Origin of the sequence: Rhodococcus sp. MS16, from assembly GCF_013277795.1 — a bacterium.
GTDB lineage: Bacteria > Actinomycetota > Actinomycetes > Mycobacteriales > Mycobacteriaceae > Rhodococcus_F > Rhodococcus_F globerula.
In genome coordinates this window covers 343,796-369,976 of sequence record NZ_VBTM01000003.1, presented here as the reverse complement: position 1 = coordinate 369,976, position 26,181 = coordinate 343,796, and the positions used below count along the sequence as shown (strand labels likewise).

General features: G+C 61.5%; 27 protein-coding genes and 4 tRNA genes. 18 read left to right on the top strand and 13 right to left on the bottom strand.

Going from position 1 to position 26,181, the window contains the following annotated elements; all coding sequences use genetic code 11:
- Position 1 precedes the first annotated feature (1 nt).
- From pstA to FEZ60_RS06720, 9 genes are all read left to right on the top strand, one after another.
- A complete protein-coding gene (pstA, locus tag FEZ60_RS06760) occupies positions 2-910 on the top strand; it encodes a phosphate ABC transporter permease PstA (RefSeq protein ID WP_033233968.1) in 909 nt (302 codons plus the stop codon).
- 58 nt (positions 911-968) lie between these two features.
- A complete protein-coding gene (gene pstB / locus FEZ60_RS06755) occupies positions 969-1,745 on the top strand; it encodes a phosphate ABC transporter ATP-binding protein PstB (protein WP_033233969.1) in 777 nt (258 codons plus the stop codon).
- A 308-nt stretch (positions 1,746-2,053) separates the two neighbouring features.
- Positions 2,054-2,356 (top strand): urease subunit gamma, encoded by a 303-nt coding sequence (locus FEZ60_RS06750; protein ID WP_033233970.1) that lies wholly within the window; start codon positions 2,054-2,056, stop codon positions 2,354-2,356.
- Positions 2,353-2,835 carry an urease subunit beta gene (gene ureB, locus FEZ60_RS33070; protein ID WP_092806423.1) on the top strand — a complete coding sequence of 161 codons (483 nt, stop codon included), beginning with the start codon at positions 2,353-2,355 and terminating at the stop codon, positions 2,833-2,835. The genes FEZ60_RS06750 and ureB overlap by 4 nt, the downstream gene beginning before the upstream one ends.
- Complete coding sequence (locus FEZ60_RS06740) at positions 2,835-4,544, top strand: urease subunit alpha (protein ID WP_033233971.1); 1,710 nt, start codon at positions 2,835-2,837, stop codon at positions 4,542-4,544. Before ureB ends, FEZ60_RS06740 begins: the two co-directional genes overlap by 1 nt.
- Positions 4,545-4,565: 21 nt before the next feature.
- On the top strand, positions 4,566-5,240 hold the full coding sequence (locus FEZ60_RS06735; RefSeq protein ID WP_033234337.1) for an urease accessory UreF family protein: 675 nt from the start codon (positions 4,566-4,568) through the stop codon (positions 5,238-5,240).
- Positions 5,233-5,997, top strand: a complete 765-nt coding sequence (gene ureG / locus FEZ60_RS06730) for an urease accessory protein UreG (protein WP_045068829.1) — start codon at positions 5,233-5,235, stop codon at positions 5,995-5,997. The genes FEZ60_RS06735 and ureG overlap by 8 nt, the downstream gene beginning before the upstream one ends.
- Positions 5,997-6,737, top strand: a complete 741-nt coding sequence (locus FEZ60_RS06725; RefSeq protein WP_202025770.1) for an urease accessory protein UreD — start codon at positions 5,997-5,999, stop codon at positions 6,735-6,737. The genes ureG and FEZ60_RS06725 overlap by 1 nt, the downstream gene beginning before the upstream one ends.
- Before the next feature lie 93 nt (positions 6,738-6,830).
- Positions 6,831-7,577: an SDR family oxidoreductase gene (locus tag FEZ60_RS06720; protein WP_172935776.1), complete on the top strand. Its 747-nt coding sequence runs from the start codon at positions 6,831-6,833 to the stop codon at positions 7,575-7,577.
- A 64-nt stretch (positions 7,578-7,641) separates the two neighbouring features.
- Here the strand turns inward: FEZ60_RS06720 and phoU are convergent, their stop codons facing one another.
- The 5 genes from phoU to FEZ60_RS06695 all read right to left on the bottom strand — a co-directional run bounded on the left by phoU (position 7,642) and on the right by FEZ60_RS06695 (position 13,916).
- Positions 7,642-8,337: a phosphate signaling complex protein PhoU gene (gene phoU / locus FEZ60_RS06715; RefSeq protein WP_033233978.1), complete on the bottom strand. Its 696-nt coding sequence runs from the start codon at positions 8,335-8,337 to the stop codon at positions 7,642-7,644.
- 125 nt (positions 8,338-8,462) lie between these two features.
- Complete coding sequence (locus tag FEZ60_RS06710) at positions 8,463-10,484, bottom strand: LCP family protein (protein WP_033233979.1); 2,022 nt, start codon at positions 10,482-10,484, stop codon at positions 8,463-8,465.
- A gap of 157 nt (positions 10,485-10,641) precedes the next feature.
- Entirely contained in the window at positions 10,642-11,784 is a 1,143-nt protein-coding gene (gene dusB / locus FEZ60_RS06705; RefSeq protein ID WP_033233980.1) for a tRNA dihydrouridine synthase DusB, read from the bottom strand.
- An 81-nt stretch (positions 11,785-11,865) separates the two neighbouring features.
- Positions 11,866-12,825: an acyl-ACP desaturase gene (locus FEZ60_RS06700; protein ID WP_033233981.1), complete on the bottom strand. Its 960-nt coding sequence runs from the start codon at positions 12,823-12,825 to the stop codon at positions 11,866-11,868.
- Between the two features lie 215 nt (positions 12,826-13,040).
- Positions 13,041-13,916, bottom strand: a complete 876-nt coding sequence (locus FEZ60_RS06695) for a LysR family transcriptional regulator (RefSeq protein WP_172935980.1) — start codon at positions 13,914-13,916, stop codon at positions 13,041-13,043.
- Between the two features lie 109 nt (positions 13,917-14,025).
- Between FEZ60_RS06695 and FEZ60_RS06690 the strand changes: the two genes are divergently transcribed.
- Positions 14,026-15,255 carry an MFS transporter gene (locus FEZ60_RS06690; protein WP_242484499.1) on the top strand — a complete coding sequence of 410 codons (1,230 nt, stop codon included), beginning with the start codon at positions 14,026-14,028 and terminating at the stop codon, positions 15,253-15,255.
- Positions 15,256-15,300: 45 nt separating this feature from the next.
- On the opposite strand, the gene FEZ60_RS06685 is transcribed toward FEZ60_RS06690, so the two are convergent.
- Both FEZ60_RS06685 and FEZ60_RS06680 read right to left on the bottom strand, forming a co-directional pair.
- On the bottom strand, positions 15,301-15,882 hold the full coding sequence (locus FEZ60_RS06685; protein ID WP_172935774.1) for a DUF937 domain-containing protein: 582 nt from the start codon (positions 15,880-15,882) through the stop codon (positions 15,301-15,303).
- Positions 15,883-15,982: 100 nt separating this feature from the next.
- Positions 15,983-16,429 (bottom strand): hypothetical protein, encoded by a 447-nt coding sequence (locus FEZ60_RS06680; RefSeq protein ID WP_172935773.1) that lies wholly within the window; start codon positions 16,427-16,429, stop codon positions 15,983-15,985.
- Between the two features lie 120 nt (positions 16,430-16,549).
- Here FEZ60_RS06680 and FEZ60_RS06675 point away from each other — a divergent pair, with 120 nt between their 5' ends.
- Positions 16,550-16,942, top strand: coding sequence for an MmcQ/YjbR family DNA-binding protein (locus FEZ60_RS06675; protein ID WP_045069738.1), 393 nt, complete (start codon positions 16,550-16,552; stop codon positions 16,940-16,942).
- A gap of 32 nt (positions 16,943-16,974) precedes the next feature.
- On the top strand, positions 16,975-17,559 hold the full coding sequence (locus tag FEZ60_RS06670) for a hypothetical protein (protein WP_172935772.1): 585 nt from the start codon (positions 16,975-16,977) through the stop codon (positions 17,557-17,559).
- A 1-nt stretch (position 17,560) separates the two neighbouring features.
- Here FEZ60_RS06670 and FEZ60_RS06665 read toward each other — a convergent pair whose 3' ends face one another.
- Complete coding sequence (locus FEZ60_RS06665) at positions 17,561-18,658, bottom strand: NAD(P)-dependent alcohol dehydrogenase (RefSeq protein WP_172935771.1); 1,098 nt, start codon at positions 18,656-18,658, stop codon at positions 17,561-17,563.
- A gap of 20 nt (positions 18,659-18,678) precedes the next feature.
- Entirely contained in the window at positions 18,679-19,152 is a 474-nt protein-coding gene (locus FEZ60_RS06660) for a DUF4334 domain-containing protein (protein WP_045068844.1), read from the bottom strand.
- 117 nt (positions 19,153-19,269) lie between these two features.
- Here FEZ60_RS06660 and FEZ60_RS06655 point away from each other — a divergent pair, with 117 nt between their 5' ends.
- On the top strand, positions 19,270-19,842 hold the full coding sequence (locus tag FEZ60_RS06655) for a TetR family transcriptional regulator (protein ID WP_172935770.1): 573 nt from the start codon (positions 19,270-19,272) through the stop codon (positions 19,840-19,842).
- 11 nt (positions 19,843-19,853) lie between these two features.
- Here the strand turns inward: FEZ60_RS06655 and FEZ60_RS06650 are convergent, their stop codons facing one another.
- The 4 genes from FEZ60_RS06650 to FEZ60_RS06635 form a co-directional block, all read right to left on the bottom strand.
- Complete coding sequence (locus FEZ60_RS06650; RefSeq protein WP_172935769.1) at positions 19,854-21,047, bottom strand: PrsW family intramembrane metalloprotease; 1,194 nt, start codon at positions 21,045-21,047, stop codon at positions 19,854-19,856.
- A complete protein-coding gene (locus FEZ60_RS06645) occupies positions 21,047-21,718 on the bottom strand; it encodes a hypothetical protein (RefSeq protein WP_116102211.1) in 672 nt (223 codons plus the stop codon). Before FEZ60_RS06645 ends, FEZ60_RS06650 begins: the two co-directional genes overlap by 1 nt.
- A gap of 235 nt (positions 21,719-21,953) precedes the next feature.
- Positions 21,954-22,029 (bottom strand) — tRNA-Lys (locus FEZ60_RS06640).
- A 137-nt stretch (positions 22,030-22,166) separates the two neighbouring features.
- Complete coding sequence (locus FEZ60_RS06635; RefSeq protein ID WP_033233991.1) at positions 22,167-22,613, bottom strand: MarR family transcriptional regulator; 447 nt, start codon at positions 22,611-22,613, stop codon at positions 22,167-22,169.
- Positions 22,614-23,045: 432 nt separating this feature from the next.
- Here FEZ60_RS06635 and FEZ60_RS06630 point away from each other — a divergent pair, with 432 nt between their 5' ends.
- The 5 genes from FEZ60_RS06630 to FEZ60_RS06610 all read left to right on the top strand — a co-directional run bounded on the left by FEZ60_RS06630 (position 23,046) and on the right by FEZ60_RS06610 (position 26,129).
- Positions 23,046-23,699 carry a TetR/AcrR family transcriptional regulator gene (locus tag FEZ60_RS06630; RefSeq protein ID WP_172935768.1) on the top strand — a complete coding sequence of 218 codons (654 nt, stop codon included), beginning with the start codon at positions 23,046-23,048 and terminating at the stop codon, positions 23,697-23,699.
- A 113-nt stretch (positions 23,700-23,812) separates the two neighbouring features.
- Positions 23,813-23,885: transfer RNA gene (locus FEZ60_RS06625), tRNA-Glu, on the top strand.
- Positions 23,886-24,020: 135 nt separating this feature from the next.
- A tRNA-Asp gene (locus FEZ60_RS06620) sits at positions 24,021-24,094 on the top strand.
- Positions 24,095-24,164: 70 nt separating this feature from the next.
- Positions 24,165-24,241, top strand: a tRNA-Phe gene (locus tag FEZ60_RS06615).
- 133 nt (positions 24,242-24,374) lie between these two features.
- Positions 24,375-26,129 carry an ABC transporter substrate-binding protein gene (locus FEZ60_RS06610; RefSeq protein WP_239654766.1) on the top strand — a complete coding sequence of 585 codons (1,755 nt, stop codon included), beginning with the start codon at positions 24,375-24,377 and terminating at the stop codon, positions 26,127-26,129.
- Positions 26,130-26,181 lie beyond the last annotated feature (52 nt).

Below are 26,181 nucleotides of genomic sequence, written 5' to 3'. Positions count from 1 at the left end.
CATGAGCACCACTCTGGACCGCCCGGTCAAGGCGCCCACCTTCCAAGGCGTCGGAGCAAAGCGTCGGGCCACGGACGTCACTGCGACGATCCTGGTCAGCCTCGCCGTTCTGGTTGCCCTCATTCCGTTGGTCTGGGTGCTCTACACGGTGATCGCAAAGGGCCTGCCCGCGTTGACGTCTGCGACCTGGTTCACGAACTCGATGAGCGGCCTGACAGCGTCGGCGTCCGGTGGCGGTGTCTATCACGCACTGGTCGGCACCTTGATGCAAGGCGTTGTGTGCGCGGTCTTCTCGATCCCGCTCGGAATCTTTGTTGCCATCTACCTGGTGGAGTACGCGGACCGTAAGTCCAAGCTCGGCAAGCTCACGACCTTCATGGTCGACATCCTCAGCGGTGTTCCGTCCATCGTGGCCGCGCTGTTCATCTACGCACTGTGGATCGCGACGTTCGGATTCCCCAAGTCGGCATTTGCCGTCTCGCTCGCGCTGGTGCTGCTGATGGTCCCGGTCGTCATCCGATCCACCGAGGAAATGCTTCGCATCGTCCCCATGGACCTGCGTGAGGCGTCGTACGCACTCGGTGTTCCCAAGTGGAAGACCATCTCGAAAATCGTTCTGCCGACGGCACTTCCCGGCATCATCACCGGCGTCATGCTGGCCCTGGCCCGCGTACTCGGTGAGACCGCGCCGCTGCTGATCCTCGTCGGCTATGCACCGTTCATCAACTTCGACCTGTTCAACGGCGAAATGGGCACGCTGCCTTCGCTCATGGTCGCCGAGATGAACAACCCGACCGACGCCGGCACCAACCGCATCTGGGGTGCCGCCCTGACTTTGATCCTGCTGATCGCGATTCTCAACATCGTCGCCAAGCTGATCGGTCACTTCTCACAGGTCCGCAGCAAGTGACGCGGCCACAGAACATGTTTGTACTCGACAGCGTTAACAACTCAGTAGGGAGCCGGTAATGGCCAAGCGTCTGGATCTCAAGGACGTCAACATCTACTACGGCAAGTTCCACGCCGTTGCCGATGTCGGCCTCTCCGTCCCACCCCGGAGCGTCACCGCGTTCATCGGTCCGTCCGGTTGCGGTAAGTCGACCGTGCTCCGGTCCCTCAATCGCATGCACGAGGTCATTCCCGGTGCGCGCGTCGAAGGTTCCGTGTTGCTCGACGGTGAGGACATCTACGGCTCCAACGTCGATCCGGTGGGCGTTCGCAAGACCATCGGCATGGTGTTCCAGCGACCCAACCCGTTCCCGACCATGTCCATCAAGGACAACGTCGTCGCCGGGTTGAAGTTGCAGGGTGAGCGCAACAAGAAGCGCCTCGACGAGGTTGCCGAGCGGTCCCTGCGCGGAGCCAACCTGTGGAACGAGGTCAAGGATCGCCTCGACAAGCCCGGTGGAGGACTCTCAGGCGGCCAGCAGCAGCGTCTGTGCATCGCGCGGGCCATCGCGGTCTCGCCCGACGTCCTGCTCATGGACGAGCCGTGCTCGGCTCTCGACCCCATCTCGACTTTGGCGATCGAAGACTTGATCACCGAACTCAAGAAGGACTTCACCATCGTCATCGTCACGCACAACATGCAGCAAGCTGCTCGCGTGAGTGATCAGACCGCGTTCTTCAACCTAGAGGCAACCGGCAAGCCGGGTCAGCTCGTCGAGATCGACGACACCGAGAAGATCTTCTCCAACCCGACGCAGAAGGCCACTGAGGACTACATCTCGGGCCGCTTCGGATAAACCGCTTCGGATAAACACTGCACGACCATGTTTCACCCCCGTTTCCAACAGGAGACGGGGGTGAAACTTTTTGGTGGTGGTGATAGTTCCCACTTCGGCCCGCAGCGCCGAGCATCGTTGGGCGCGCGAATAATTCGATGAGCAGCGCAAGTGCGTCCATCGGGCGGCGGAGTGGCCGACAGTGTGAATCTCGTAGATACTGGCGACGCTTCGGGCAATGCTAATCTCGCCCAACAGTGTGCTGTCGAATCTGCGTCGTCAGCACAGTGCCAGATCATTTTTCGTTCCACAACCGGAAGGGCTAGTCAGTGCACCTCACCCCTTCAGATACCGAAAAGCTGCTGTTGAGCGTTGCGGGCATGGTCGCTCGCGATCGACGCGAGCGCGGGGTACTTCTGAATTACCCCGAAGCGATGGCGCTGATCTCGTGTTGGATTCTCGAGCGGGCGCGTGACGGTATGACGGTTGCGGAACTGATGAACGCCGGTCGCCAGGTGCTCACGCGCGACGACGTCATGGAAGGGGTACCCGAGATGATTGCAAATATCCAGGTGGAGGCCACTTTCCCGGATGGTCGCAAGCTGGTCACCGTGACGGAGCCCATCCGATGATTCCCGGCGAAGTGCGGGTGTCTTCCGAACCGCTCGAGTTCGGCGCAGATGCTCACAGGATCACGCTTGTTGTCGTCAACGACGGCGATCGACCTATCCAGATCGGATCGCATCTGCACCTCCCGGCGGCCAACCCGGCGCTGACATTCGATCGCAAAGCGGCCGACGGGTTTCGGCTCGATATTCCGTCCGGGACCTCGGTGCGTTTCGAGCCCGGCGTCTCTCGCACGGTGACGCTGATCGAACTCGGTGGACTCAAGCGAGTTCCCGGCCTGCAGATCGGATCCGGCGACCAACTGCCCACCCATGCGCGCGAACCCAAACCGGTGTTGCCGTTCGGGACACCGGGCGTCGAGGTGGAGGAACCGCTTCGGGCGTCGTCGGTGAATGTTCGCATCAGTGACATCGCGGCCACGGATGGCGCAGTAGCGACAGACGACGCAGCGCAGAGTGACGACACAGACGAGGTGACCGCGTAGTGAGCACGATGGATCGGCGTGGATACGCGTCGCTGTTCGGCCCCACCGCGGGCGACCAGATCCGGTTGGCAGATACCGACATCTGGATCGAGATCGAACATGACTACACCGCAACCGGCGACGAAATGGTGTTCGGCGGTGGCAAGAGCATCCGTGAATCCATGGGGCAGGGCACAACCACCCGGGATCAGGGCGCACTCGACGTGGTTATCACCAATGCGGTGATTCTCGATCACTGGGGAATTGTCCGGGCAGACGTCGGAATTCGTGACGGCCGCATCGTGGCGATCGGGAAGTCGGGTAACCCCGACATCATGAACGGCGTGCATCCCAAGCTGCTCATCGGACCGAGCACCGACGTGATCGCCGGGGAGGGAAGGATTCTCACCGCTGGGGCGATCGATACGCACGTTCATATTCTCAGTGAGATCGAGATGCTGGAAGCGCTCGCCACCGGCACGACAACAATTGCCGGCGGTGGAACCGGACCGACCGAGGCCACCAAGGCCACCACGGTCACCCCCGGTGCGTGGTCGCTCACGATGATGCACCGCGCGCTCGACCACATTCCGCTCAACGTGTTGCTCCTGGGCAAGGGCAGCACCGTCAGCCACGAGGCGCTTCGTCAGGAAGCGCTCGCCGGGGCCGGTGGATTCAAGGTGCACGAGGACTGGGGTTCCACCCCCGCCGCGATCGACGCAGCCTTGCGCGCTGCCGACGAATTCGGTCTCCAGGTGGCACTCCATGCCGACAGCCTCAACGAAACCGGCTACGTACAGCACACTTTGGACGCTATCGCCGGTCGAGGCATTCACGTATTCCACGCTGAAGGCGCAGGCGGTGGGCACGCTCCCGACATTATCGTGACGGCCGGTGAAGCGAATGTTCTTCCGGCATCGACCAATCCGACGTTGCCGCACACCGTCAACACGGTTGCCGAGCATCTCGACATGCTCATCGTGTGCCACGCGCTCAACCCCCGGGTGCCGGAGGATCTTGCGTTCGCAGAGTCTCGTATCCGCCCGACAACCATTGCGGCAGAGGATTTCCTGCACGATATCGGCGCAATCTCCATCACGTCGTCCGACGCTCAGGCCATGGGCCGGATCGGTGAGGTAACCCTGCGAACCTGGCAGGTAGCGCACGTGATGAAGGCGCAGCACGGCAAGCTGGGCTCGTCGATGCCCGCCGACAACGAGCGTGCCCGTCGATACGTCGCGAAATACACGATCTGCCCCGCAGTGGCGCACGGTATCGATCACGAAATCGGCTCGGTCGAGGCCGGAAAAATGGCCGACCTGGTCCTGTGGGATCCCGCATTCTTCGGGGTGCGTCCGGCCGCGGTCATCAAGGGTGGCGCGATAGTCGCTGCGCCGCTGGGAGATCCCAATGCCGCGATTCCGACGCCTCAGCCGGTGTTCGTGCGTCCCGCGATGGCGTCCGCACCGGGCTCGGCTCCACACCTGTCCACAACCTTCGTCTCCCCGATGGCAATCGAGGACGGGTTGGCAGGCCGACTCGGGCTCACTCGCACGCTCACCGCGATCCGCCCGACGCGTCACCTCACCAAAGCCGACATGCCGAACAACACGGCACTACCGTCCATCGACGTCGACCCGGAGACCTTTGCCATCAAGGTCGACGGTGATCTGATTCAACCCAATCCCGTCGATGTAGTGCCGATGGCTCAGCGCTACATGCTGTTCTGATGCCCGGTGCGAGTTGAGATGATGTCCGCCGAGATAGCGTCGATGCTCCTGGCAGACGGGCGTCTGCCTACCGGTGGGCACGCGCACTCGTCCGGGCTGGAACCGGCATTGGCGGCCGGCCTGCACCAAAGTCAGGTTCCGGATTTCATTCGAGGTCGACTCGAGACGGTCGGGCTGGTCGAAGCCGCCGCAACGGTGATCACGCGGCGCTGGGCCGTAAGTGAGGGTAGTGCAGGTGAACTCGAGGCCATCTCGAACGAATTGCTCGCTCGCACGCCCAGCGCGCCGCTGCGTGAGGCGTCCATCCAGCTCGGACGTGGGCTGGCCAGGTTGGCGTCGCGGTTGTGGCCGGGGCACCCCGCGGTGCAACTCCTCATGGCGCTACCGGGACATCCGATGCGGCCGTTGGCATTGGGAGTGTTCACCGCCGTCTCCGGCATGGACGATCTGGCGGCGGCGCGATCATGCCTGTACGACGACGCGCAAACCGTCGCGTCGGCGGCACTGAAACTACTGCCGGTAGATCCGGCAGAACCGGTCGAATGGCTGCTGCGGGCAGCCCCGACCATCGAGACCGTCGCCGCGGCAGCCGTCGCGGTCGAGAGTGCCTCGGCTATACCTGCAACAACAGGACCGTTGGTCGAACAATGGTCACTCGAACACCACGCTCGATCCAGGAGGATTTTCCGTGCTTGACAATCTGAACACAACCACCGATACCGCAACTGCCGCAAGAGGTTTGAGGCTCGGTGTTGCCGGCCCGGTCGGCACTGGCAAAAGCACCCTGATCGCCACCATCTGCCGCGAGCTCGCGTCGGAGTTCGAGATCGCGGTTGTCACCAACGACATCTACACCGATGAGGACGCGCGACTGTTGCGCGCCGCAAACGTCCTGCCGATCGAGCGCATCGTCGCAGTCGAGACCGGGGCGTGCCCGCACACGGCGATCCGTGACGACGTGACACCCAATCTGATTGCGGTGGAAGACCTCGAGCGCGAATTTCATCCCCTCGACATGGTGATCGTGGAGAGCGGCGGCGACAACCTCACTGCGACGTTCAGTCCCGCACTCGTCGATGCGCAGATCTTCTGCATCGATGTTGCCGGCGGCGGCGATGTCGCGCGTAAGGGTGGACCCGGAATCGAGCGCGCAGATCTGTTGGTGGTCAACAAGATCGACCTGGCTCCGTATGTCGACGTCGATGCCGTTCAAATGGTTGCCGATGCAACAGCAGCACGCGACGGACTGCCCGTCCTCGCGCTCAGCCAGAAGGACCACGCCACGATCGATCAGCTCAGCGCGTGGCTGCGCAAGGTCATCGCCGCTCACCGCGAGGGCAATCATGTGCCCCAGGACCCGGGACCGATGGCACCGCACTTCCACGCCGATGAAGAAGACCACGACCACGACCACGGACACGGTCACGGGCACAGTCACTCTCACGCTCACTGATGACTGCGGGAGCTACGCGGGTCGTCGTCGAGCGAGTGGGCGGCACCGCTGTTGCCAAAGAGTTGATCTCCGGGGATTTCCTGGCGCCACGCCTGGTGAGTGCTCACGGGTTGCACGTGCGCGTTGCCCTGGTAGGACACAGCGCGACACTGTTGGCCGGCGACGACCTACGCATCGAGTTCGACGTGGCGCCGGGAGCGTTCCTCGAGGTGCTCGAGCCGTCCGGCACCGTGGCGTACAACGCCCGCGGCGGTCACGCATCGTGGACGGCTTCGGCGACGGTGGGTGCCGGCGGCGCTTTGGTATGGCGAGCGGCGCCCTTCGTGGTAGCCGGCGGCGCGGATGTCGCTCGGCGAATTGACATTTCGCTGCAGCCGGACGCGGTTGCCCTGCTCGACGAGATGGTGGTGTTCGGCCGTACCGGTGAGATCGGTGGCGCACTGCGTTCGGATCAGCGCATCACCGTCGACGGGACGCCGCTTCTGGTGGAGACTCTGGACTTGCGAAGTGTTCCCGATCGTTCCCGTCCCGGTGTTCTGGGAGGACATCGGGTTATCGGCACCACCATGTTGCTGGGGATGAAGACCTCGGACGCGGCCGAGGGGCATGTGAGCCCCCTGGCCGGTCCGGGCATGCTGGCCCGGGCTGTTGCAGACCAGGCGCATGAGGTGTCTGCGGCCTTGGACCACATCAGCTTGGATTGGCGTGCACGCGTGGCGAGTCGGTTCACGGAGGACTAGATTCCTGCCGTGACGTAAGACTCCGCGCGAGACTCTCACACCTGGAGGCCGTTGTCGTCCAAGATGAGGAGAGGCGAACGTCGAGGAGACATCATGCGGATAGCAGTGCTCGGTGGGACAGGTTTGATGGGCAAGCTCGTAGTTGCGGAAGCCGAGGCGGCGGGCCACGACGTGGTGATCGCGGCCCGCTCGACCGGCGTCGATATCAGCACTGGTGCCGGGCTGGCCGGAGCTCTCGCGGGTGTCGACGCGGTTGTCGATGTCAGTGACCACGTCACCAACAGTGCAAAGAAGGCCGTCGCATTCTTCGAGGCCGCGGCGCAGAACATTGCCGCAGCAGAGAATGCGGCAGGAGTAAAGCACCATGTTGTGCTCTCGATCGTCAACTGTGACGATCCGCGATTGAAGGCATTCGGGTACTACCAGGGTAAGGCTGCGCAGGAACGCGCAGTCAGCGCGTCGGGCATCCCGTTCACGATTCTGCGATCCACGCAGTGGTTCGAGTTCGGCGAGAAGACGGTGTCGCTCATGGGTTTCGGCCCGTTGGCCCTCGTACCGCGAATGAGATCGAAGCCCGTCGCTGCCAAGACCGTTGCGAAGGCGTTGGTGCAGGCAGCGGAGAAGGGGCCGTCGGGTCGCACTGCTGATCTCGCCGGTCCGGAAGTCCTCGAGATCCCGGAGATGACGAGGAAAATACTGCGTCGTCGAGGCACGCGGAAGTTGCTGATCCCGGTATCCATGCCAGGAGCAGGCAAGGCAATGCGCAGCGGTGCTCTCCTGCCGGGAGCGGACTCGATCAGCGCCGGGCCGACGTTGGACGAATGGCTGGGTTCTAACTGAAGGGACACAACAGAAAGGCGGCCACGCACATGCGCGGCCGCCTTCTGCTCGTGACGGGGAGTGGTTACAGATCCGGGTAGGCGGTCAGTTTGTCGACCTTTTCGGTGGATTCGGGCTCTTCGGGCAGCTTGCCGGTAACGAGGAAGATCACTCGGCGTCCGACCTCGACAGCGTGGTCTGCAAAGCGCTCGTAGAAGCGACCGAGCAACGTGATGTCGACTGCCGCTGCAACTCCGTACTTCCAGTCGCGATCCATGAGGACCGTGAACAGGTGACGGTGCAGGTCGTCCATCGCCTCGTCCTCTTCGCGCAGACGGGCTGCACGCTCGGGATCACGGGTCTCGAGGACTTCCTTTGCCGCGGCACCGATACTGACGGCGATGCGGCCCATCTCGGCGAAGTAGCCGTTGACGACCTCGGGGAGGACGTGGTTCGGATGGCGACGACGCGCAATCTTGGCGACGTGCAGGGCAAGGGCGCCCATGCGGTCGATGTCGGCGACGATCTGGATTCCGCTGACGACGGAGCGGAGATCGCCGGCAACGGGAGCCTGCAAGGCGAGCAGCGCGAAGGCACGCTCCTCGCAAAGTGTGCTGAGTTCGGTGATCCGGTCGTGTTCGCCGATCACCTGCTCGGCCAGGGTCAGGTCTGCTTGGAGCAGTGACTGGGTGGCTCGCTCCATGGCGGTGCCTGCCAGTCCTGCCATCTCGCCGAGCAAGTCTGCAAGCTCGGTCATCTGTTCGTTGTAAGCCACGCGCATGAGGTGAGAGCCTACGTGCAGTGAAAGACCAAGTCACAAGCGACAGGTGAACGCAAGGTGAATGATCACCGCAGCGTCGTGCGAAATGATTACCGCAGCGTCAGATGCAGATGATCACTGCAGCGTCAGATGCAGGCTGTGTCTCCGGCGTTGACTGAGGCAATGTCGGAGGGCAGTGACGTCGACACACTGGTGTCCACCGATGACGGTTCTGCGGACAACGACGTTCCCGGATCTGCCGGCGCTACGACTGTGCCGGAAAAATCGCTGCCGATGACAAGTTCGACCATGTCGCCCATGCTCGGGGTGAGAACGAGTACGGCTCCGGGAATTGCGGATGCGACGGTGGCGGCCTCGGCTTCGTAACCGGCCGCATACCGCACCACAGTCGCCGAGGCCTGGACATTGGCCAGTCCCGTCGCTGCACTGAAATTCCCGATCGTGGAGATCTGGAATCCGTATGCAGCAAGTTGGTCGGCAGCGGTCGCGGCCTGGCCCGAAACGCCTGACGCGTTCGAAACGTCGATGTAGATGTTGTACGGACTCATTGCCGACACGAGTGTTGCCTCGGGCACCGGCGTCGTGGCGGTGGAGGGCGCTGAGCTGGTCGATGTCTTGTCGGTATCTGTGTCACGCTCTTCGCCCGGAAGCGGCTCGTCGTCGATGATTGCCTGGAACAGGGCTTTGATCTCGTCGGTCCGGGGGATTTCATTGCCCCAGTCGTTGGTGCCGTCGGTGGGCACGGTCAGGAAGGTGACGGCGCCCGCATCGACGTTCTGCAATGATCGACCCAGCGTGACCAGGGATTTTGTATCGATGTTCTCGACAAACGTGTCCTGCGTGAATGCGTTGATGAACCCGTTGAGCTTGCTGGGATTGAGCAGCACATTGTTGGACAGTGCCGAGCGCAGCAGCGCGGACAGGAACTTCTGTTGCCGCGTGATGCGCCCGTAGTCGCCGTTGCCCTCGGCTTCGACATGCCTGGCGCGGACGTAGTTCAGCGCGGTCCGGCCGTCGAGTACCTGGTTTCCGCTGTTTGCGAGGACAGTGCCCAGAATGCCGTCTTCGATGGGAACCGGGGTGCAGATGTTGACCCCGCCAACTGTGTCGACCATGCTCTCGAATCCGGCGAAGTCCATGCCGACGAAGTGGCCGATCTTGAGTCCGGACATTTTCTGGATGACCTTGACCAGACACTTCGGGCCACCCAGGGCGTAGGTCGCGTTGAGTTTGTCGCCAGAGGCGGCGGGGAAGGACTCGCTGGTGTACGTCCCGGAACTGTTGTCCCAGCCCTGGCAGACCGGCCGGTCGACGTCGAGGTCGCGGGGAAACGAGACGGCGACGACGCGGCTGCGGTCGGCGGGGATGTTGACCAGCATCACGGTGTCGGCCCGGGCGCCTTCGGCGTCCTCGACGGTGCCGGCGCCGATCTCACCACTTGCGCCGGCCCTGGTATCGGTGCCGACGATCAGATAGGTTTCGTCGCCGAGCTGGCCGCCCGCGTCGACGATGTCGTCGGAGTTGGTGTCGAGCGCAGCGATCTGCTCGAACTTTCCTTCGGTGGTGCGAAGGTAGCCCCAGACGACGCCGGTCATGGTCAGTGACATCACGGCAAGAAATGCGACCGCGGATCGGCTGATCGTCTTCATACGCTGGCGGCGTCGAATCTTGTTCAGCGCAAGCCGACTACCACCGGTTTCGCTGACGACACGCGGAGAAGCGGAGGATGGCGGGTCGCTGCTGATCCATTCGGCCGCGGCCGGTGCGATCGGTGGGGGAGGCAGCGGCTTTTCGGGGGGCAGCGGTTTGTCGGGGGGCCTGATGGGAGGCCTCGAGTCAACAGGTGGCGCTGCCGGGCTGCTCTTTTTCGGGGCCGGCGGTTCGACTACACGCTGGCCGGCTGTATCGCCGACTCGTTGGACGAGTTCTGCGACGGAGATGCTGTCGCTCGGTGGTGCGTCACGTCGACCGAATCGGCCGAAGCGTTCACTGCTCCGACGCTCTGACGGCGGGGCGTCGGACTGTGTCGCGCCAGTGGGTTCGGGTTTAGACGAACGACGATTGCGGTATCGCTGATCTGCGAGGGGGCGCTCCCACGGGGCGCGGCTTTCGGGCGAAGGCGGGCCCGAGTCGTGATCATCACCCACCGATGCAACCTGTCTCGTCGTTGACTGCCGATACGGACAGTGCGTCTCTTGTCGTGCGCCGTCCAACTGCTGTTGACGAAGCTGGAGCCATATTACTGGTGGATCCTGAGTTATTCACTCAGAAACTTGGCGAATTGCCCGAATTCACAGCAATGCGTTATCCGCCCGAATGCATGATGTCCGCTCCGACCGGCACCAGATCGTCCTCGGGATCGTCGAGCCAGCCCTCGGGCAGGGCAACCTGACCGGGGGAACCCTGCCGGCCGCGGGGACCTTCGGCGTCCTTCGGGAATGGAACGGAGCTGTCCAGCTGGGCCAGCAGTTCGTCGAGTTCGGTCAGGGTGCTGACCAGTGCCATCGACACGCGCAGGTCCGACCCGACCGGGAATCCGCGCAGATACCAGGACACGTGCTTGCGGAGTTCGCGTAAGCCCTTCATCTCACCGTGGTGTGCGGCGAGGAGCTGGGCGTGGCGGGCGATGATCGTGGTGACCTCGCCGAGCGTCGGAGGCGTTGCGATGGGCTGACCGTTGAGAGCCGCGCTGAGCTCTGCAAACAGCCACGGGCGGCCCAGGCATCCGCGTCCGACGACAACGCCGTCACAGCCGGTCTCGTCCATCATGCGGGCGGCGTCGGACGCGTCGAAGATGTCGCCGTTTCCGAGAATCGGAACGTCGGGAACGTGTTCCTTCAGGCGGGCGATCTCGTTCCAGTCCGCCGTTCCGGAGTAGCGCTGCGACGCGGTGCGCGCGTGCAAGGCAATTGCGGCGGCGCCCTCGGCAGCGGCGATGCGTCCGGCGTCGAGGTGCGTGTGATGGTCCGCGTCGATACCGACGCGCATCTTCACCGTGACAGGAATGTCGGTGCCCTCGGTGGCGCGAACGGCAGCTGCGACGATCTGTCCGAACAGTCGACGCTTGTAGGGGAGCGCGGAGCCGCCACCTTTTCGAGTGACTTTCGGCACTGGGCAGCCGAAGTTCATGTCGATGTGGTCGGCCATGTTCTCGTCGACGATCATTTTGGCCGCAGCGTAGGTCGTGTCTGGGTCGACGGTGTAGAGCTGCAGGGACCGCGGAGTCTCGGTGGGGCCGAAGGTGGTCATGTGCATGGTGGCCGGCTGGCGCTCTACGAGCGCGCGGGCAGTGACCATCTCACACACGTAGAGCCCGGAGGTGCTGCCTGCACGTTCGAGTTCGAGTTCACGACAGAGCGTGCGGAAAGCGACATTGGTGACGCCGGCCATGGGCGCGAGGACCACGGGGCTGTGCAGCTCGAGTGAACCGATACGAAGGGAAGACATGACTACCTCTGAACAAATATTTCTGACAAGTGAAAGTGCCCGGTACCGAATCCGGTACCGGGCACAGAATAGCTGGTGAAACTAAGAGGCCTGCTGTTCACGCTTGGCGGCTTCGCGGGCGAGCATGCGATCGCGCTGCTCCTCGAACTTTGTCGCCTGGGCGGCAAGTGTCTCGAGGAAGGCAGCCAGTTCTTCGCGAGTGTTCTCGCCTTCGGCGCTGAAGTCGTTGCGCTCGAAGATGTTCCACTTGCGCAGAACGGGCCAGATGACCTCGTCGAGGTGCTGACGGAGATCGTAGATTCCGTGCTTGGCCATCAAAACGCCGTTGCGACGGAAGTTGGGCATCCCAGCACCGGGCATCTGGAAATTCTGCACGATGTTCGACACGGACTTCAGTGTCTGATCAGGTGCAAGATCGAGAGCGGCGGCACAGATGTTGCGGTAGAAGATCATGTGCAGGTTCTCGTCGGCGGCGATGCGCTGAAGCATCTTGTCGGCGATCGGCTCGTTGCAGGCCTTGCCGGTGTTGCGGTGGCTGACGCGAGTCGCGAGTTCCTGGAAGGTGACGTACGCGACAGAGTGGAGAACGCCGGCTCCGTCGTCCGGGATGGGCGGGTTGTAGCCGGTGATCATGTGTTCCATGCGGTAGCGCTCGAGCTCGACGGGATCGACGGCGCGCGTGACAACCAGGTAGTCGCGCATCACGATTCCGTGGCGATTCTCCTCGGCGGTCCAGCGGCCGACCCAGGTGCCCCAGGCTCCGTCCTGCGAGAAGTTCTCGGCGATCTCGCGGTGGTACGACGGCAGGTTGTCCTCGGTGAGGAGATTGGTGATCATCGCAGCTCGGGCGACCTCGCCGAGCCGGGATTGTTCGAGACTCCAGTCTTCGCCGCCCATGGCTGCGAAGTTGCGACCCTCGTCCCACGGGACGTAGTCGTGCGGGTGCCATTCCTTTGCCATGGAGATGTGCCGGTTGACGTTCTCTTCGGCAACCGGCTGCAGTTCTGTCAGCAGTTCGAGCTGCGTCAGAATCCTCGTCATTTATTTGCCTCCGTGTTGAGTGAATGCCCGACTTCGCTCCAGCCTACGGTACCGTAGGTTTGGCCTGATCGACATGAACTGATCCCCCTGCGCGAATGTTACCGAGTCGTAGCCAGCGTACGTGGACGGAAGATGGACGCAGTCTGAATTGTCCGATGCGTTCCATTCGCTTGTTGCCGAGATCATACCTGCCGGTTTGGCTGTACGTGTGAGTTTCAGGACCACATATTTTCGCGGACAAAATCACGGAAATCGCGCGCTGGCCTCGACAATTCCCGATTCTCGGTCCAGACAAGCCCGATCTTGCGTGTTGCGCCGGCAAGGGGAACGAACACGATTCCCTCTGCCCAGATGGGCGGATCCTGAATCGGCATGACGGCCACGCCCAGGGATGCGGACACCAACCCGCCCACAGTTGCCAGCTCACTGCTCTCGAAGACGAAATCCGGGGTGAATCCGGCCGCGGCACACATCTCGTCGAGAATTCGCCGCATGCCGAAGTCCAGCTGCATTCCGATGAATTGCTCGCCCGCAGCGTCGGCCAGATCGACCTCGGGCAGGTCCGCGAAACGATGTCCGAGCGGAACGGCGAGGGCAAGTTTTTGCTGCGCTATCTGAGTCCATGCGAGTCGAGGGTTGTCCGGCTGCGGCGACACAAGCGCCAAATCGGCGTCGCCGGTGATAACGCGATCACTCAGGAACTGCGCTCGATCCTGATGGAGTTCGAAGCGAACACCCGGATGTTCGGTTCGATATGCCCGAATCATGCGCGGAATCAACCAGGTTCCGAACGAATGGAGGAAGTCGAGTCGCACCGTTCCGGTGTCTGGCCCGGCCAGGGCGTCGATCTGGCGCAACGCGGAATGGAGTGTGTTCAGGGCGCTGGTTGCATGTTCGTAGAGGATGCGGCCGTACCGATTGAGTGTGAGCCGACGGCCGTGTCGGTCGAAGAGCGGCACACCAACGGATCGTTCGAGCCGTGCGAGTTTGCGAGAGAGCGTGGGCTGCGACAGGTGAGTGATATCCGCCGTCGCCGTGACCTGTTGGGTTTCAGCCAGCACGACAAACCACTCGAGATCGTCCGACAACATCACAGGTGGAAGCCTATATGTCTCGGAGGTATGTAGAACAGCAAATTAATGCATTTTCTTTTGTTGTCATGGGCGCGGAAGATTCGTGCCGGAGGTCGTGACGATGAGCATGTCGGTAGAAATCAGCGCAGGAACAGAAGTCGGCGCAGGAATCGCGTCGTACCGCCGGGGATCCGCCGGATACCGCGCGGTGACGCTTGCATTGTTTGCAGCGGGATTGACGACGTTTGTGTCGATGTACTCGGCTCAGGCACTGCTGCCTGCGTTTTCGCACTCTTTCGGAGTCTCGCCCGCGGTTTCGGCCCTGTCCGTTTCGGTGACGACGGGCATGGTGGCATTGGCGATCATTCCGGCGAGTGCATTGTCCGAACGCTTCGGCCGGACCCGCGTCATGATCTTCTCGGCAATCACGTCGTGCGTGATCGGTCTCCTGCTGCCGCTGAGTCCGACAATCGAGGTTCTGCTGGTGGGCCGAGCGTTCCAAGGCGCTGCGCTGGCGGGAATTCCGGCGGTTGCCATGGCGTATCTCGCGGAGGAGATCGACCCGAAGGATTTAGGCGCAGCGATGGGGCGCTACGTTGCGGGCACCACCGTCGGCGGATTGATCGGACGGTTGATCCCGGCTGCAGTGGTCGACGTAAGTTCTTGGCACTGGGCGCTTTTTGCGGTCGCGCTGCTCTCGACGGTCTTTGCGATCGTCATGACCAGGACCCTGCCGGGGTCGCAATTCTTCCAGCCACAGCCGATATCTGTGCGACGGCTAATGTCGAATCTGCGCGTTCACCTTGCGAACTCGGCGCTGCGGACGCTTTTCGCGCTGGGTTTCATTGTCATGGGCGCATTTGTTTCCGTCTACAACTTCCTCGGGTTTCGTCTCGCTGCAGCACCTTTCGGCCTATCCGAGGCGGTGGTGGGGCTGGTATTTCTGTTCTATCTCGCGGGAACCGTGACATCGACTGCGGCCGGCGCTGCCGCGGACAGAGTTGGGCAGCGGTGGGTGTTGCTTGGCTCCGTATCGGTGACAGCGCTTGGCCTTGCGTTGACCGTCCCCGACAACCTCGCGCTGACGTTGGTGGGGATGTTGCTCTTCACCGGAGGGTTCTTTGCCGCGCATTCCGTAGCCAGTGGGTGGGTCGGCCGGCTTGCCCGAGTCCATCGGGCGGAAGCGTCGGCGCTCTACCTGTTTGCCTACTATGCCGGTTCGTCCGTGGCCGGCGTTCTGGCAGGCTCAGCTTTTGCAGTAGGTGGCTGGAATGGCGTCAGCATCTTTGTCGCCTGTTTGCTTGTGGTGGCAATGGGATTGTCACTGAAGATGTTTCGGTCCACCCGGGTTGACTGATTCCAATTGCGGCGGCACTTCGGCCGCCGCAACTGGCGTTATCGCCTACTTCTTGCCGCCGCCGAGGAGTCCGCCCAGCAGATCTCCGATGCCGCCGCCACCGGAGCCGCCGAGGAGACCGCCGAGTGCTCCGCCGATGCCGCCGCCGGAGTTTCCGCCGCCGAGGAGTCCGCCCAGAAGATCTCCGATGCCGCCACCGCCGGCAGTCTGCGTCTGCGCTGCCGATCCGCCGCCCGTGAACTGCTTGGCGAGGTACGCCAGCACGATCGGCGCGAGAATCGGGAGTAGCTGCTTCACCAGATCGTTTCCGCCGCCGACGCTACCCAGCGTGCTGGCCACCTGATCGGTGTTGTTGCCGAAGATGTTTGCCACGATCTTCTGACCGTCAGCGGTGTCGACCTTGCTGATGTCGATGCCGTCGTCGAGGATCGTGGTGTTGGCGTGCGACTGCAACGCGCTTTCGAGCGACGCCGCGCCGGCCTCGCTGTCGGCATTGGCGCCGAGACCGCTGACCAGCGTGGGAAGTGCCGATTTCACAGCAGTTTCCGCGGTTGCCTGATCTACGCCGAGTTGCTGCGCGATCTGATCGATCGGGATCTGTGAGAGAAGGTCGTCAAGCGAAGCCATTCGATGCCCTACTTTTCTGGGGTCCTACTTGTCAGCACCCGGTTGATGCAGACACTAGTGAATGTTCGAGACCGTCGGTAGCTCGGATGTTGCGGAGGTGTCATCGTTGGGTTTTTTCTCGGGGGACCAGACATACGAGAAGCGCAAGTGCGAGGCCGCCGACGGTCAGAATGAATCCTGTCTGATTCGTCAGGATTGTGGAGTAGTTTTCCCTGATGATGTTGTCGAATTGCTCATTGACGCGGTAATAGAAGGTGCCAAGACTGGCGAGTCCGACAATCACTCCGATCCACGCCGCGAGGCGTGAACCGAACACTGCCGCAATCAAGATCGCCACGCCGGACCCGAGAAGAAGAATCATCATGGATCGGTAGAACGGTACGGACTGATCGGCGATCTGCTCGATAGCCCAGCCGACCGGAAAGCCATCTCGTAAGTCTTCGAGACGGACATCTCCGGGTTTCACTCCGGCCAATATCGACATGAACGAGCCGACCGTCACGGCGATACCGCAGATCAGCAGAACCACATGTACAAACGTGCGCATATCACTCTCCCGAAGGATCGGTGAACGTCTAACGCGGTCGAGTTACGAGCCTAGCGACGACGCGCGTGCTTTCGACAGGCTTTTCCTGGACGGCCTGAGTTGACCATGCACAATGTCACCATGGCGGACAATATGCGTCGACTCGAAGAGATCTCGCTGAGCCTTCCCGAAGCGCAGCGCGTCGACATCGAAGCGTGGGACGGGCATCCCACCTTTCGAGTGCGTGGCAAGAACTTCGTGTTCTGCAACGCCGATGCCACGTCGCTGACGATCAAGCTGAGCAAACCGGAAGCCGAGGCGGTGGTCGCGACTGAATCAAGAGCAACCGCGGCAGGGTACGGGTTGGGTCGGCACGGTTGGGTTGCTCTCGATCTCAGTGGCAAGATCGAGGGAGAGTACTGGGATCAGCTCGAGGAATGGATCTACACCTCGTACACCCTGGTTGCGCCGAAGAAGCTGGCCCGAATAGTGCTCGACGGGGATGCTGCGGGCGGCAACCCGATAGATTCGTGACGACACGTACGCCGATTAGACGAGGATTGGTCATGACGACACAGCAAGCACCATCGGCTACCACCACATCGGGCATGCCGCCATGGGCGAAAAAGGCCATCATGATCGGCGTGGCGGCCGTTGTTCTGGTCATCACCTACTTCATTCTCGCCGCGTACCTCCCACGCTGGTGGTCTCAGCGGATTGCGTCGCTCGCCGACGGCAGTTTCAGTGGCGGAATTGCGTGGGGCGTGATGTTCGGGCTCGTGTGTACGTTGGTCCCACTGCTCTTCTTTCGCGCAATCTGGCAGGTGCGGAAACGGAAACATGCGCGGCCGATACAGATCGGTGCTTTGGTGCTCGGTGTGATTTTTGCTTTGCCCAACTTGCTGACGCTGAGCATCGTTCTCGGAAACAGCAATGCTGCGCACGCCGGCGAACGCGTCCTCGACGTCGACGGTCCTGGATTCCGCGGCGCCTCGGTACTCGGCGCGATCATCGGTGTCGCGCTGTTCGTCGGAATCGTGTTCCTGGGCTACAGGTACAAGAAGCGTGGCAAAGAAATCGACAAGATGCGCGGCGACCTGAAGCAGCACGAACCGCAGAGCAAGGGCGAAGCTCCGGCTCCCGAAATGTGAACTACCAGAAGAGAACAGGCTTTATTACTTTTCCAGCTGCCTGATCTGTGACGGCTCTGTTGATGTCTGCGAACGCATAGGGCGTCACCAGTCGGTCGATCGGAAATTGTCCGGCGGTGTAGAGATCGACAAGCCGGGGAATGAACGTAGCTATGTCGGAATCACCCTCGACGCATCCTCGAATAGTCTTCCCGTTCAACATGATGTCGGCCATGTTCACGGTGAGGTCGTGGGCTCCGAGCCCAACCACGACCAGTGTTCCGCGGCCGCGAAGTGATGTCACGCCCTGATTGACAACCGCACCGATTCCGGTGGTGTCGAGGGAATGAGTCGATCCGCCGTCGGTGGCGTCGCGCACCGCTGCCACAACGTCGTCGGAGCCGGGATCGACAACAACTGCGCCGAACTCTTCGGCCAGCTTCCTACGTTCGGGTACCGGGTCGACGGCAACCAGCGTGGAAACCCCCACTGCTCGCGCCGCGAGGAGAGCCGCGAATCCGACGCTGCCAGCTCCGAAGACCACAAACGTCGAGTCGGGTTCGGGGCGAAGAGTATTCAGAACTGCGCCGCCGCCGGTTTGAAACCCGCAGCCGAGCGGAGCTACGACGGTCAGATCAACCGCAGGATCAACGACGACGGTGTTGTCGGCTGTGGTGATGGCGTATTGCGCGAAACTCGACTGACCGAAGAACGCGGACCTGATCGGAGTGCCGTTCTGCGTGATCGGCGCCGAACCGTCGGTGCGCGCACCTGAGCTGTTGAGTCGATGTGAGCGTTCGCAATACGCCCGATGCCCACTTCGGCATTGGCGGCACGCTCCGCAGCTTCGATAGCTCAGCAGCACGTGATCGCCTTCGAAGATATGGGTGATCGACGAGCCGACGGCCTCGACGATCCCCGCGCCCTCGTGGCCGAACACGCAGGGGCCGAGTTTTTTCGGTAGCGCTGACTTGGTGAACAGATCCGTGTGGCACAGACCTGTCGCGACTATCCGCACGAGGATCTCGTCGGCGCGGGGTTCCTCGATCTCGACGGTCTCGAGGGCAAAAGGGGAGTCGGGGCCGTGCGAGAGCGCGGCGCTCATTTTTCGAGTGGACATCGAATTCTTCTCCGGGCGAATCACACTCGCTCGAGGAGGAAGTAATAGTGCTGGCCGTTGTCGAGGACCAGCTTCGATTTTCCGTTCATGATTCCCATGAGCGTTGTGTCGTCGACCTTCTTGAAATGGTCGAAGATCGGTGCGCCGTCGTAGACCATCGTTGCGGTGACTTCGCCGCGGAACTCGATGTTCCAGAGGCTCGCTTCTCCGTTGCCGCCCTTGATGTCAGAGTAGAGGTTTCCGTTCTCGTCTCGGCAGATCAGTGGTTTTGCGTCCTCGACCGAGTTGAAGGTTTTTCCGAACCAGCGGCTTGCCACGAGTTTGTCGTGGAGACGGTGGCCGGTAGCGAAGTCGTCACCTTTCCATTCACCGAGGATGTCCGCTGCGTCGACGGTCTCCAAAGCAGCCCACACTTCATCGAGTTCGGTGGGGGAGACATCGTTTTCCTGCTCGCGGAGCTTTGCGAAAGCGCTGCGGGCGTCGTCGAGGTTCATGGTTCTCCTTGTGGAACGGCGTTGAGAGTTTTTTCCCGAACCAATTTGTTCGTGAACTCTGGACGCTACGCCGAACCGGGTGGTTCGGCAACGGTGGAATCGATCTAGGATGTGCGCATGCGTTCAGCCGGGGAAGCGACCAGGGACCGCATTCTTGCATCCGCCAAGGAAGAATTTGCCCGATACGGGTTTGCGGGCGCTCGTATCAACCGCATCGCCAAGGACGCGCGAGCGAGCAAAGACCGCCTGTACGCGTACTTCGCGAGCAAGGAAGATCTTTTCTCCGCGGTCATGGCGCAGTGGACCGTCGAGACCACGGCCGAGACCGCCTTACGTGGAGACGACTTACCTGCGTACACCGGTCGACTGTTCGACAACTACCTCGCGCACCCCGAGAATGCCCGGTTGCAGGAATGGGCGGATCTCGAAGCGCCTGAAACTGTGAGTTACCACGACATTCGACGCAACACGTTGCGCCCGAAAATTGCGGAGATTCGCCAGGGCCAAGCCGACGGGCATATCGATCCCAGTTGGAACCCGGCGGAGTTGCTGATCGTGATCACCGAAATTGCCAGAACCCTGGCGCTTCCGCATAGCGGCGGTGACGTGAGACCTGGATCGTCGCGAGCGGCGGCCCTGCGAAGGCAGACTGCCGTTGACGCAGTCCGGCGCTTGATTCGCAGTTCCTGACGGTGCGTAGGTCAGGCCTTGATCGACGGCCGACCGCTTCTGATCCGGGCTACTTCGGATCGTGCAAATTCGACTCGGTCAGTGTTGTTTCCGCGGGAATAGGCCAGAGCATCGGCGAGATCTGCCGTTGCTTCGAGCACATATCCATTTCGTTTGCGATCGGCGCGGGTTCCTGCGGATCTGCGGAAAGCCTTGCGAGCCTTGTGGTTGCCGCACACTGCTGTGAGCTCGTCACCGGTGATCACGCCATGTTCGGCTTCCGGTGCCAGAATGTCGTGCAAGAAATGACGTTCACGCGGAACGGTCAACCGAAACACCCGCAACACCAAGACAAGTGCGACGACGATGAGTACGAAGAGCAGTGGGAACATGAGTGCGCTGCCCTGTGCAAGAGCGGCGGCAGAATCCCAGAGGCCGTGCAGAAGCATCGCCGTTGCCATCAGTGCGATGCCTCGGCCGAGTCGCCGCGGCTCGGCAGGTCGGCCGAGAAGGTAGACAAGTCCGGCGCAGAAGATTGCGCTGTACAACGTGTGTGCGGCAACTCCGACAACCATCCGCATCACAATGGTCGTCATCGCGGCGTCGATCTGATTGGCACCGAATTGTGAACCTGCCGAATTCAAGGCGTAGACAACGTCTTCGAAGAGCTGGAAACCGAGTCCGATGAACGCACCGAGAATGAACCCGTCAAACGCGGTGCGCACGAAGCGGGAGGCCAAGGCTATCAACAGGACGAGTCCCAGACCCTTGGCGGTCTCTTCGGTAAACGGCGCCGCCAGGCCTGCTCCCCAGTCGGCCGCCCAGGCTTGCCCGAACATCTTGGCGTACAACGCGAGAATGGCGTCGTTTGCATGCGCGGCCATTCCCCAGGTAGCAGCAAAGCTTCCCCACAGAAAGGCCACGACGATCAGTTTTGCCGGTTGGCGTGCATACCGGTCGATGTGGTGCGTGAACCACCAGAACGCCGCACCGTACGCGCTGAACAGCACGACGGAGAGTCCGATGGCCTCGCCGTAGGCGCCGGCACTGGAGGCCAGCATCGAGAAGAACTGGAAGACTCCGGTGGTCACCAACAGCACGTACACCCAGAATGCGGCATTGCGCGGTTGGTAGAAGGTGAACGACCGTCCCCATCCGGAGTTTTCGATTGCCGAGACACGGGTGGCGTTCGAATCGCCTGTCGACTGCACAGTGGACATGGTCATCATGAGCCCTCTCCGGGTCGTTGGCTGATGCTGACGATCATGCGAGCAATAGCTTCGGTGGTCGAGGGGTCGATGTTGCTCGGGCCGACGGCAATCGCGCTGACACCCACTCCGTCGATCACAAAGGCAGCGATGACGCCGTCAGCGGTGGAATTCGAGTACCCAGCCATGACGCCGCGATGGCCGCTTTCGGTGATGATCACGGTGGGTTCACCGTTGACTCTGAACGACTCCCCAGACGCAAGCGCATCGGTGGTCGTCTTGATCTGCTCGAGCAGTTCGCGCGCGTCGCCGGTGAACGGTGCTGTTTTGACGGTGAAGGAGACGGCCCCGTTGGTCACCCTCGCGGCATCCGGGTAGGTGCCGGTTATCGGGGTATCGGTGTCGCGAACTCCTGCGGTGATGCCCCAGCCGGGGACGGGAACGAAGGTTATTCCACCGTCGAGTTCCATGACATCTCCGGCCACGACTTCGTCGTCGTAGGACACCGAATCGTTGATTGTGGGTAGGACAAACGCCATGACGAGTGCAAACGCGATCACGACTGCGGCGGGAATCAGAGTGGCACGGTCGAGGCCCAACCATCGCCGGTCTACTGGAACCCATCGGTCGTCGGGTTCGTAGTGCGGGGGTTGTGGATCTACCCGATTTCTCGTATCGGTGTCAGACATCTGTGCGCCGGCTCCCTGCGGTGTTTGCGTCGAGTCATTCGCGCACAACAGTTTCCGCTGCGAGGGGCAGGGCTGCGGTGCTTGTCGAGAGCGAATCCGAGGGGTTGGACCTCACGAGGTAAAAGTATCAAACGGGATGTTTCCGAAAATCTCGAGCGAATGTAGTACAGCACTCCGTCGTGCGGGCAAACAAAAAACAGCCCGACATTCTCCGAAGAGGTGCCGGACTGTTGTTTGGTGCCCCCAGTAGGACTCGAACCTACGACCTGCGGATTAAAAGTCCGTAGCTCTACCAACTGAGCTATAGGGGCGCGGCGCAGAGTCTAACCAGACCGCGAAGCAGGTGAAAACACCGCCCCCGTCAAATGGGTGATTCCGGGATCCTGATGACAGATTCACAAACGTGCGATTGCCTCGGAGAGCTGCTGTGGCCGAGCCTGTCTGAGCGCTATGGAAGCGTGTCAGGCGGTGCGAGAGGTGAGTTTCCGACGCGTCGCAGGATTCTGCCGGCGATCCAAAGGAGATCACGTTCGGCGTCGGTGCACTCGGCGTGGATGGCTTCGGTAAGCCATCGATTCCTCAGACGTCGATCATCGCGGAGTGCGGACGCGCCGGCGTCGGTCAGATCGATGAGGTGCGCGCGGCCGTCGGATGGATCGGATCGCCGGGTTACCAGGCCCCGAGCTTGGAGCGTTGCAATCGCTTTGGCGACCGATTGAGGCGTGACGCGCTCGAGTTGCGCGAGGGATTTGGCCGTCATGGGTCCGTGGCGGTCGAGATGTCCGAGAGCGTGGACGTGGGTGGCACTGAGGTGGGGCCCAATCCGTTCGCTATGCAGGCGTCGTGCGAAAACGCCGAGGTCCTCCGCTAGAGCGTCGATCTCGTGCTGGGTCATTGCCGCTCCTCGGTCGCCCATGAATATTAGGCAACCTAACTGTGTAGTTGATCGGTCAATGTCCGATTTTCGTCCACATATTGTGAACAAATAGTAACTGTGGTTGTTTAATCTTCTTAGGCTTGACAGCGAAGTCTCGGTGTTATGGGTGCTTCGGCATCGGTTCGAACATGGGCTCGAAACAGAGAAGCTCGGATGCGCACCCCCTGTGCCGCACCCGAGCGGCCAGAACGATACCACCCGGTGTGTTCCGGGGGTGTGCTTGCTTTTTCGGTGTCATCTGATCGAATGACATCACTAGTACTTTTGGTGGGTGTCGCGGTAAGGCTTACGTGGCGAATCCGGAGGGGATATTGTGAGCTTCCGGGGGATTGTGGGTGTCGCAGGCGGCACCTTTGGGATATCGACTCGGCGAGAGGCATAACACCGCATATGGCACGTCAACAAGAGCGTGCGCGGCGTACCCGCGCCGCCCTGGTCGAAGCGGCTGCAATCGAGTTCGCCAAGCGCGGTTACGCCGCAGCGTCGGTGAATACGATCCTTGAAGGCTCCCGTGCCACCAAAGGCGCGATGTACTTCCATTTTCAATCGAAAGAAGAGTTGGCAAGAGCGATCTTGACCGCTGCGATGGAGATGTTCACGGACGTCACCGATCAGTGGTTGAAACGGACGGACCTTGATCCGTTTCAGCTTCTTCATGGCCTCGTGCTCGACATTGCCACGCTGTTTCGAACCAACGTGATCGTGCAGGCGGAGTTCAGGCTGATTATCGAGCCGGAGTTCTATGCCGACGTGAAGTCGGGTGCCGGTCAGGTATGGGGACGCTCGGCATTCGAGTTCGCGACGCGCGCGAAGGCCGAAGGTTTGTTGCGTGAAGGCGTCGAGCCTGAGAAGTTCACGCGTGTCCTGGCCGCAAGCCTTGCCGGTCAGCGCTACATGGCGGATCTGATGTCGCAGAGTGGTGACCTTGCGCTCTGGTTCGAGGAAGCGCTCGAAGTAGTGCTCGAAGGGATGGCCAGCTCGGATTGGATCGAGAATTTTCATCGCGAGGGTTGGGCCACGGTCGAGTCCTACCTGCGGGAATAGGGTCATTTTTACTCGCTGACCTGGCGATTTGAGTTTTTCCCGTGGTGTGTCCTAAGCTATCCAAGCTCCCAACGGAATGCCGGAGGGGGTACTTGCTCGGAGTGATCCGGCGCGCCCCCTTCGTCTAGCGGCCTAGGACGCCGCCCTTTCAAGGCGGTAGCGCGGGTTCGAATCCCGTAGGGGGTACGTTTTGCGAAAGCGAAACGATGCAGTATGGTTTGACCCGCACGACACGCTTTGAGTTGCAGAAATGCCCAGCTAGGACAGTGGTTTGGGAGCAGCGAGAAGATGTAGTACGGTTTCACAGCAAGGAAAAAGCAAGGCCCTGTGGCGCAGTTGGTTAGCGCGCCGCCCTGTCACGGCGGAGGTCGCGGGTTCGAGTCCCGTCAGGGTCGCAAAGCATTGTTCTCAGTCAATCGGTTGAGAACAATGCAGTGCGATAGGCATTCGGTTCGGGTGCCGTCCGGCCAGGTAGCTCAGTTGGTACGAGCGTCCGCCTGAAAAGCGGAAGGTCGCCGGTTCGATCCCGGCCCTGGCCACCACAACTCGATAAATCAAGCTCCAGATTCTCGTTCTCGAAACGACGAAGCTGGAGCTTTTTCTATTGTCCGATTCGATTCTTCAACTGGTCGGTCGGATTAGGTCGAATTTGGTACCGGTCAGCGGGAACGTGCCGTGCGTCACTACTTGTCGAGCATCACTATTAGCCGCAGCGCCCATTCCAGGGCCGCGGGCGGTCCGGCATTCTTCGCGAAGTCCGGACCTCCTTCTCTGCGCAAGAAGGAAGTGATGGTCGACGTGACTCACTCGAGGTCCCGACGCGTCGGGAAATTCAGCCGCACAGCGGTTGCATTGTTCGGAGCCGGCATTCTGCTCGCCGGCTGTGCAAGCAACAACGACGACGGCGGCACTACCGACGGTGACACCGGATCGGCGTCGATCGTCACCGGAATGATCAATGAACAAGGCGATGCGGGCACGCCGGTTGCAGGCGGCACCCTGACGTACGGTGTCCAGGTCCTCGCATCGTCGCTGGACCCGACCAAGGTTGCAGCACGCGGCGGTTCCGGCGGCGAAGCCCTGGCGGCGGTGTACGACGTTCTGGTGAGCTACGACACGGCGACCGGTGAATTCGAACCGAAGTTGGCCAAGTCACTCGAAACCAACGACGACGGCAAGACCTGGACCCTGAAGCTGCGCGACGGCGTGAAGTTCAGCGACGGAACCGCACTCGACGCCAACGCTGTCATCGCGAGCATCGACCGGTACAACGCAGGTAAGGGCAACGGCGCAGAGCTGTGGGTCGCATCGGTCACCTCGATGGAAGCCTCGGACGCGGCTACCGTTGTATTCAACCTGAACACGCCGTGGATGCGTTTTCCCTCGATGCTGGCACTCGGCCATGGAATGATCGTCGCCCCCAGCTCACAACAGGGTGACAAGTTCACCGCCGTTGGCGCCGGACCGTTCACCGAAGGCGTGTTCAGCCCGAGCGTCGAACGAATCTTCAAGGCCAACCCCGCCTACTACGGCGGTGCTCCCAAGCTCGAGCAGCTTCGCATGGTTGCGCTGAACGGCCCGCAGGCCAATCTCGAATCGCTGAACAGTGGTCAGCTGGACGTGGCTTACATTCGCGGTCTGACGTCGGCGATCAACTCCGCCAAGTCCGCCGGCTACCCCGGTTACATCGATGTCCTCAATGCCGGCAGTGCTGAGATCATCAACAACCGCGAGGGCCGGCCGGGTTCGGATGTTCGCGTCCGCCAGGCTATCGGTTACGCACTGGATCCAGAGCTGATCGATCAGCGCGCGGAGAACGGTGAAGGGCTTCCGGGTTCGGAGCTGTTCGGAACGACGTCTCAGTGGCACGTCGACACCCCGGGTATCGCGTACGACCCCGCCAAGGCCAAGGAACTTCTGAGCCAAGCCAAGGCCGACGGATACAACGGCACGCTCAACTACATCGTGCTCAGCGAGCCGAAGGACCATGCGATCGGTTTGGCTGTGCAGTCTCTGCTTCAGGCCGTCGGGTTCGAGGTGAACCTGATTCTTGCGAACAATGCCGGCGACATCGTTCAGAACGTCTACGTCAAGAACGATTTCGACCTCGCTCACGCCGGTATCGGTCTGTACGAGTCGATTCCCGATCTCGGTCTGTACTCGACTACCAACAGCACGTCGAAGTCCAACACTGCGGGTTACGCCAATCCCGCTATGGATCAGTTGATCGCGGATCTGCAGCAGGCGAAGGACAACGCGTCGGCGCTTGCCGTGATCAGCAAGATCCAGACCCTGTGGAACGAGACGGTTCCGTCGGCACCGGTCGGTGGATTGGCTTCTTTCTGGGCTTGGCAGAAGAACGTGCACGGTGTGGTTCCGACTGCAACCGGCATCATGCTGTTCGATCAGGCATGGATGGGCGCGAAGTAGCGTTCCAGCGCACACCGAGAGCCCCGTCCGACGCGAGTCGGGCGGGGCTCTT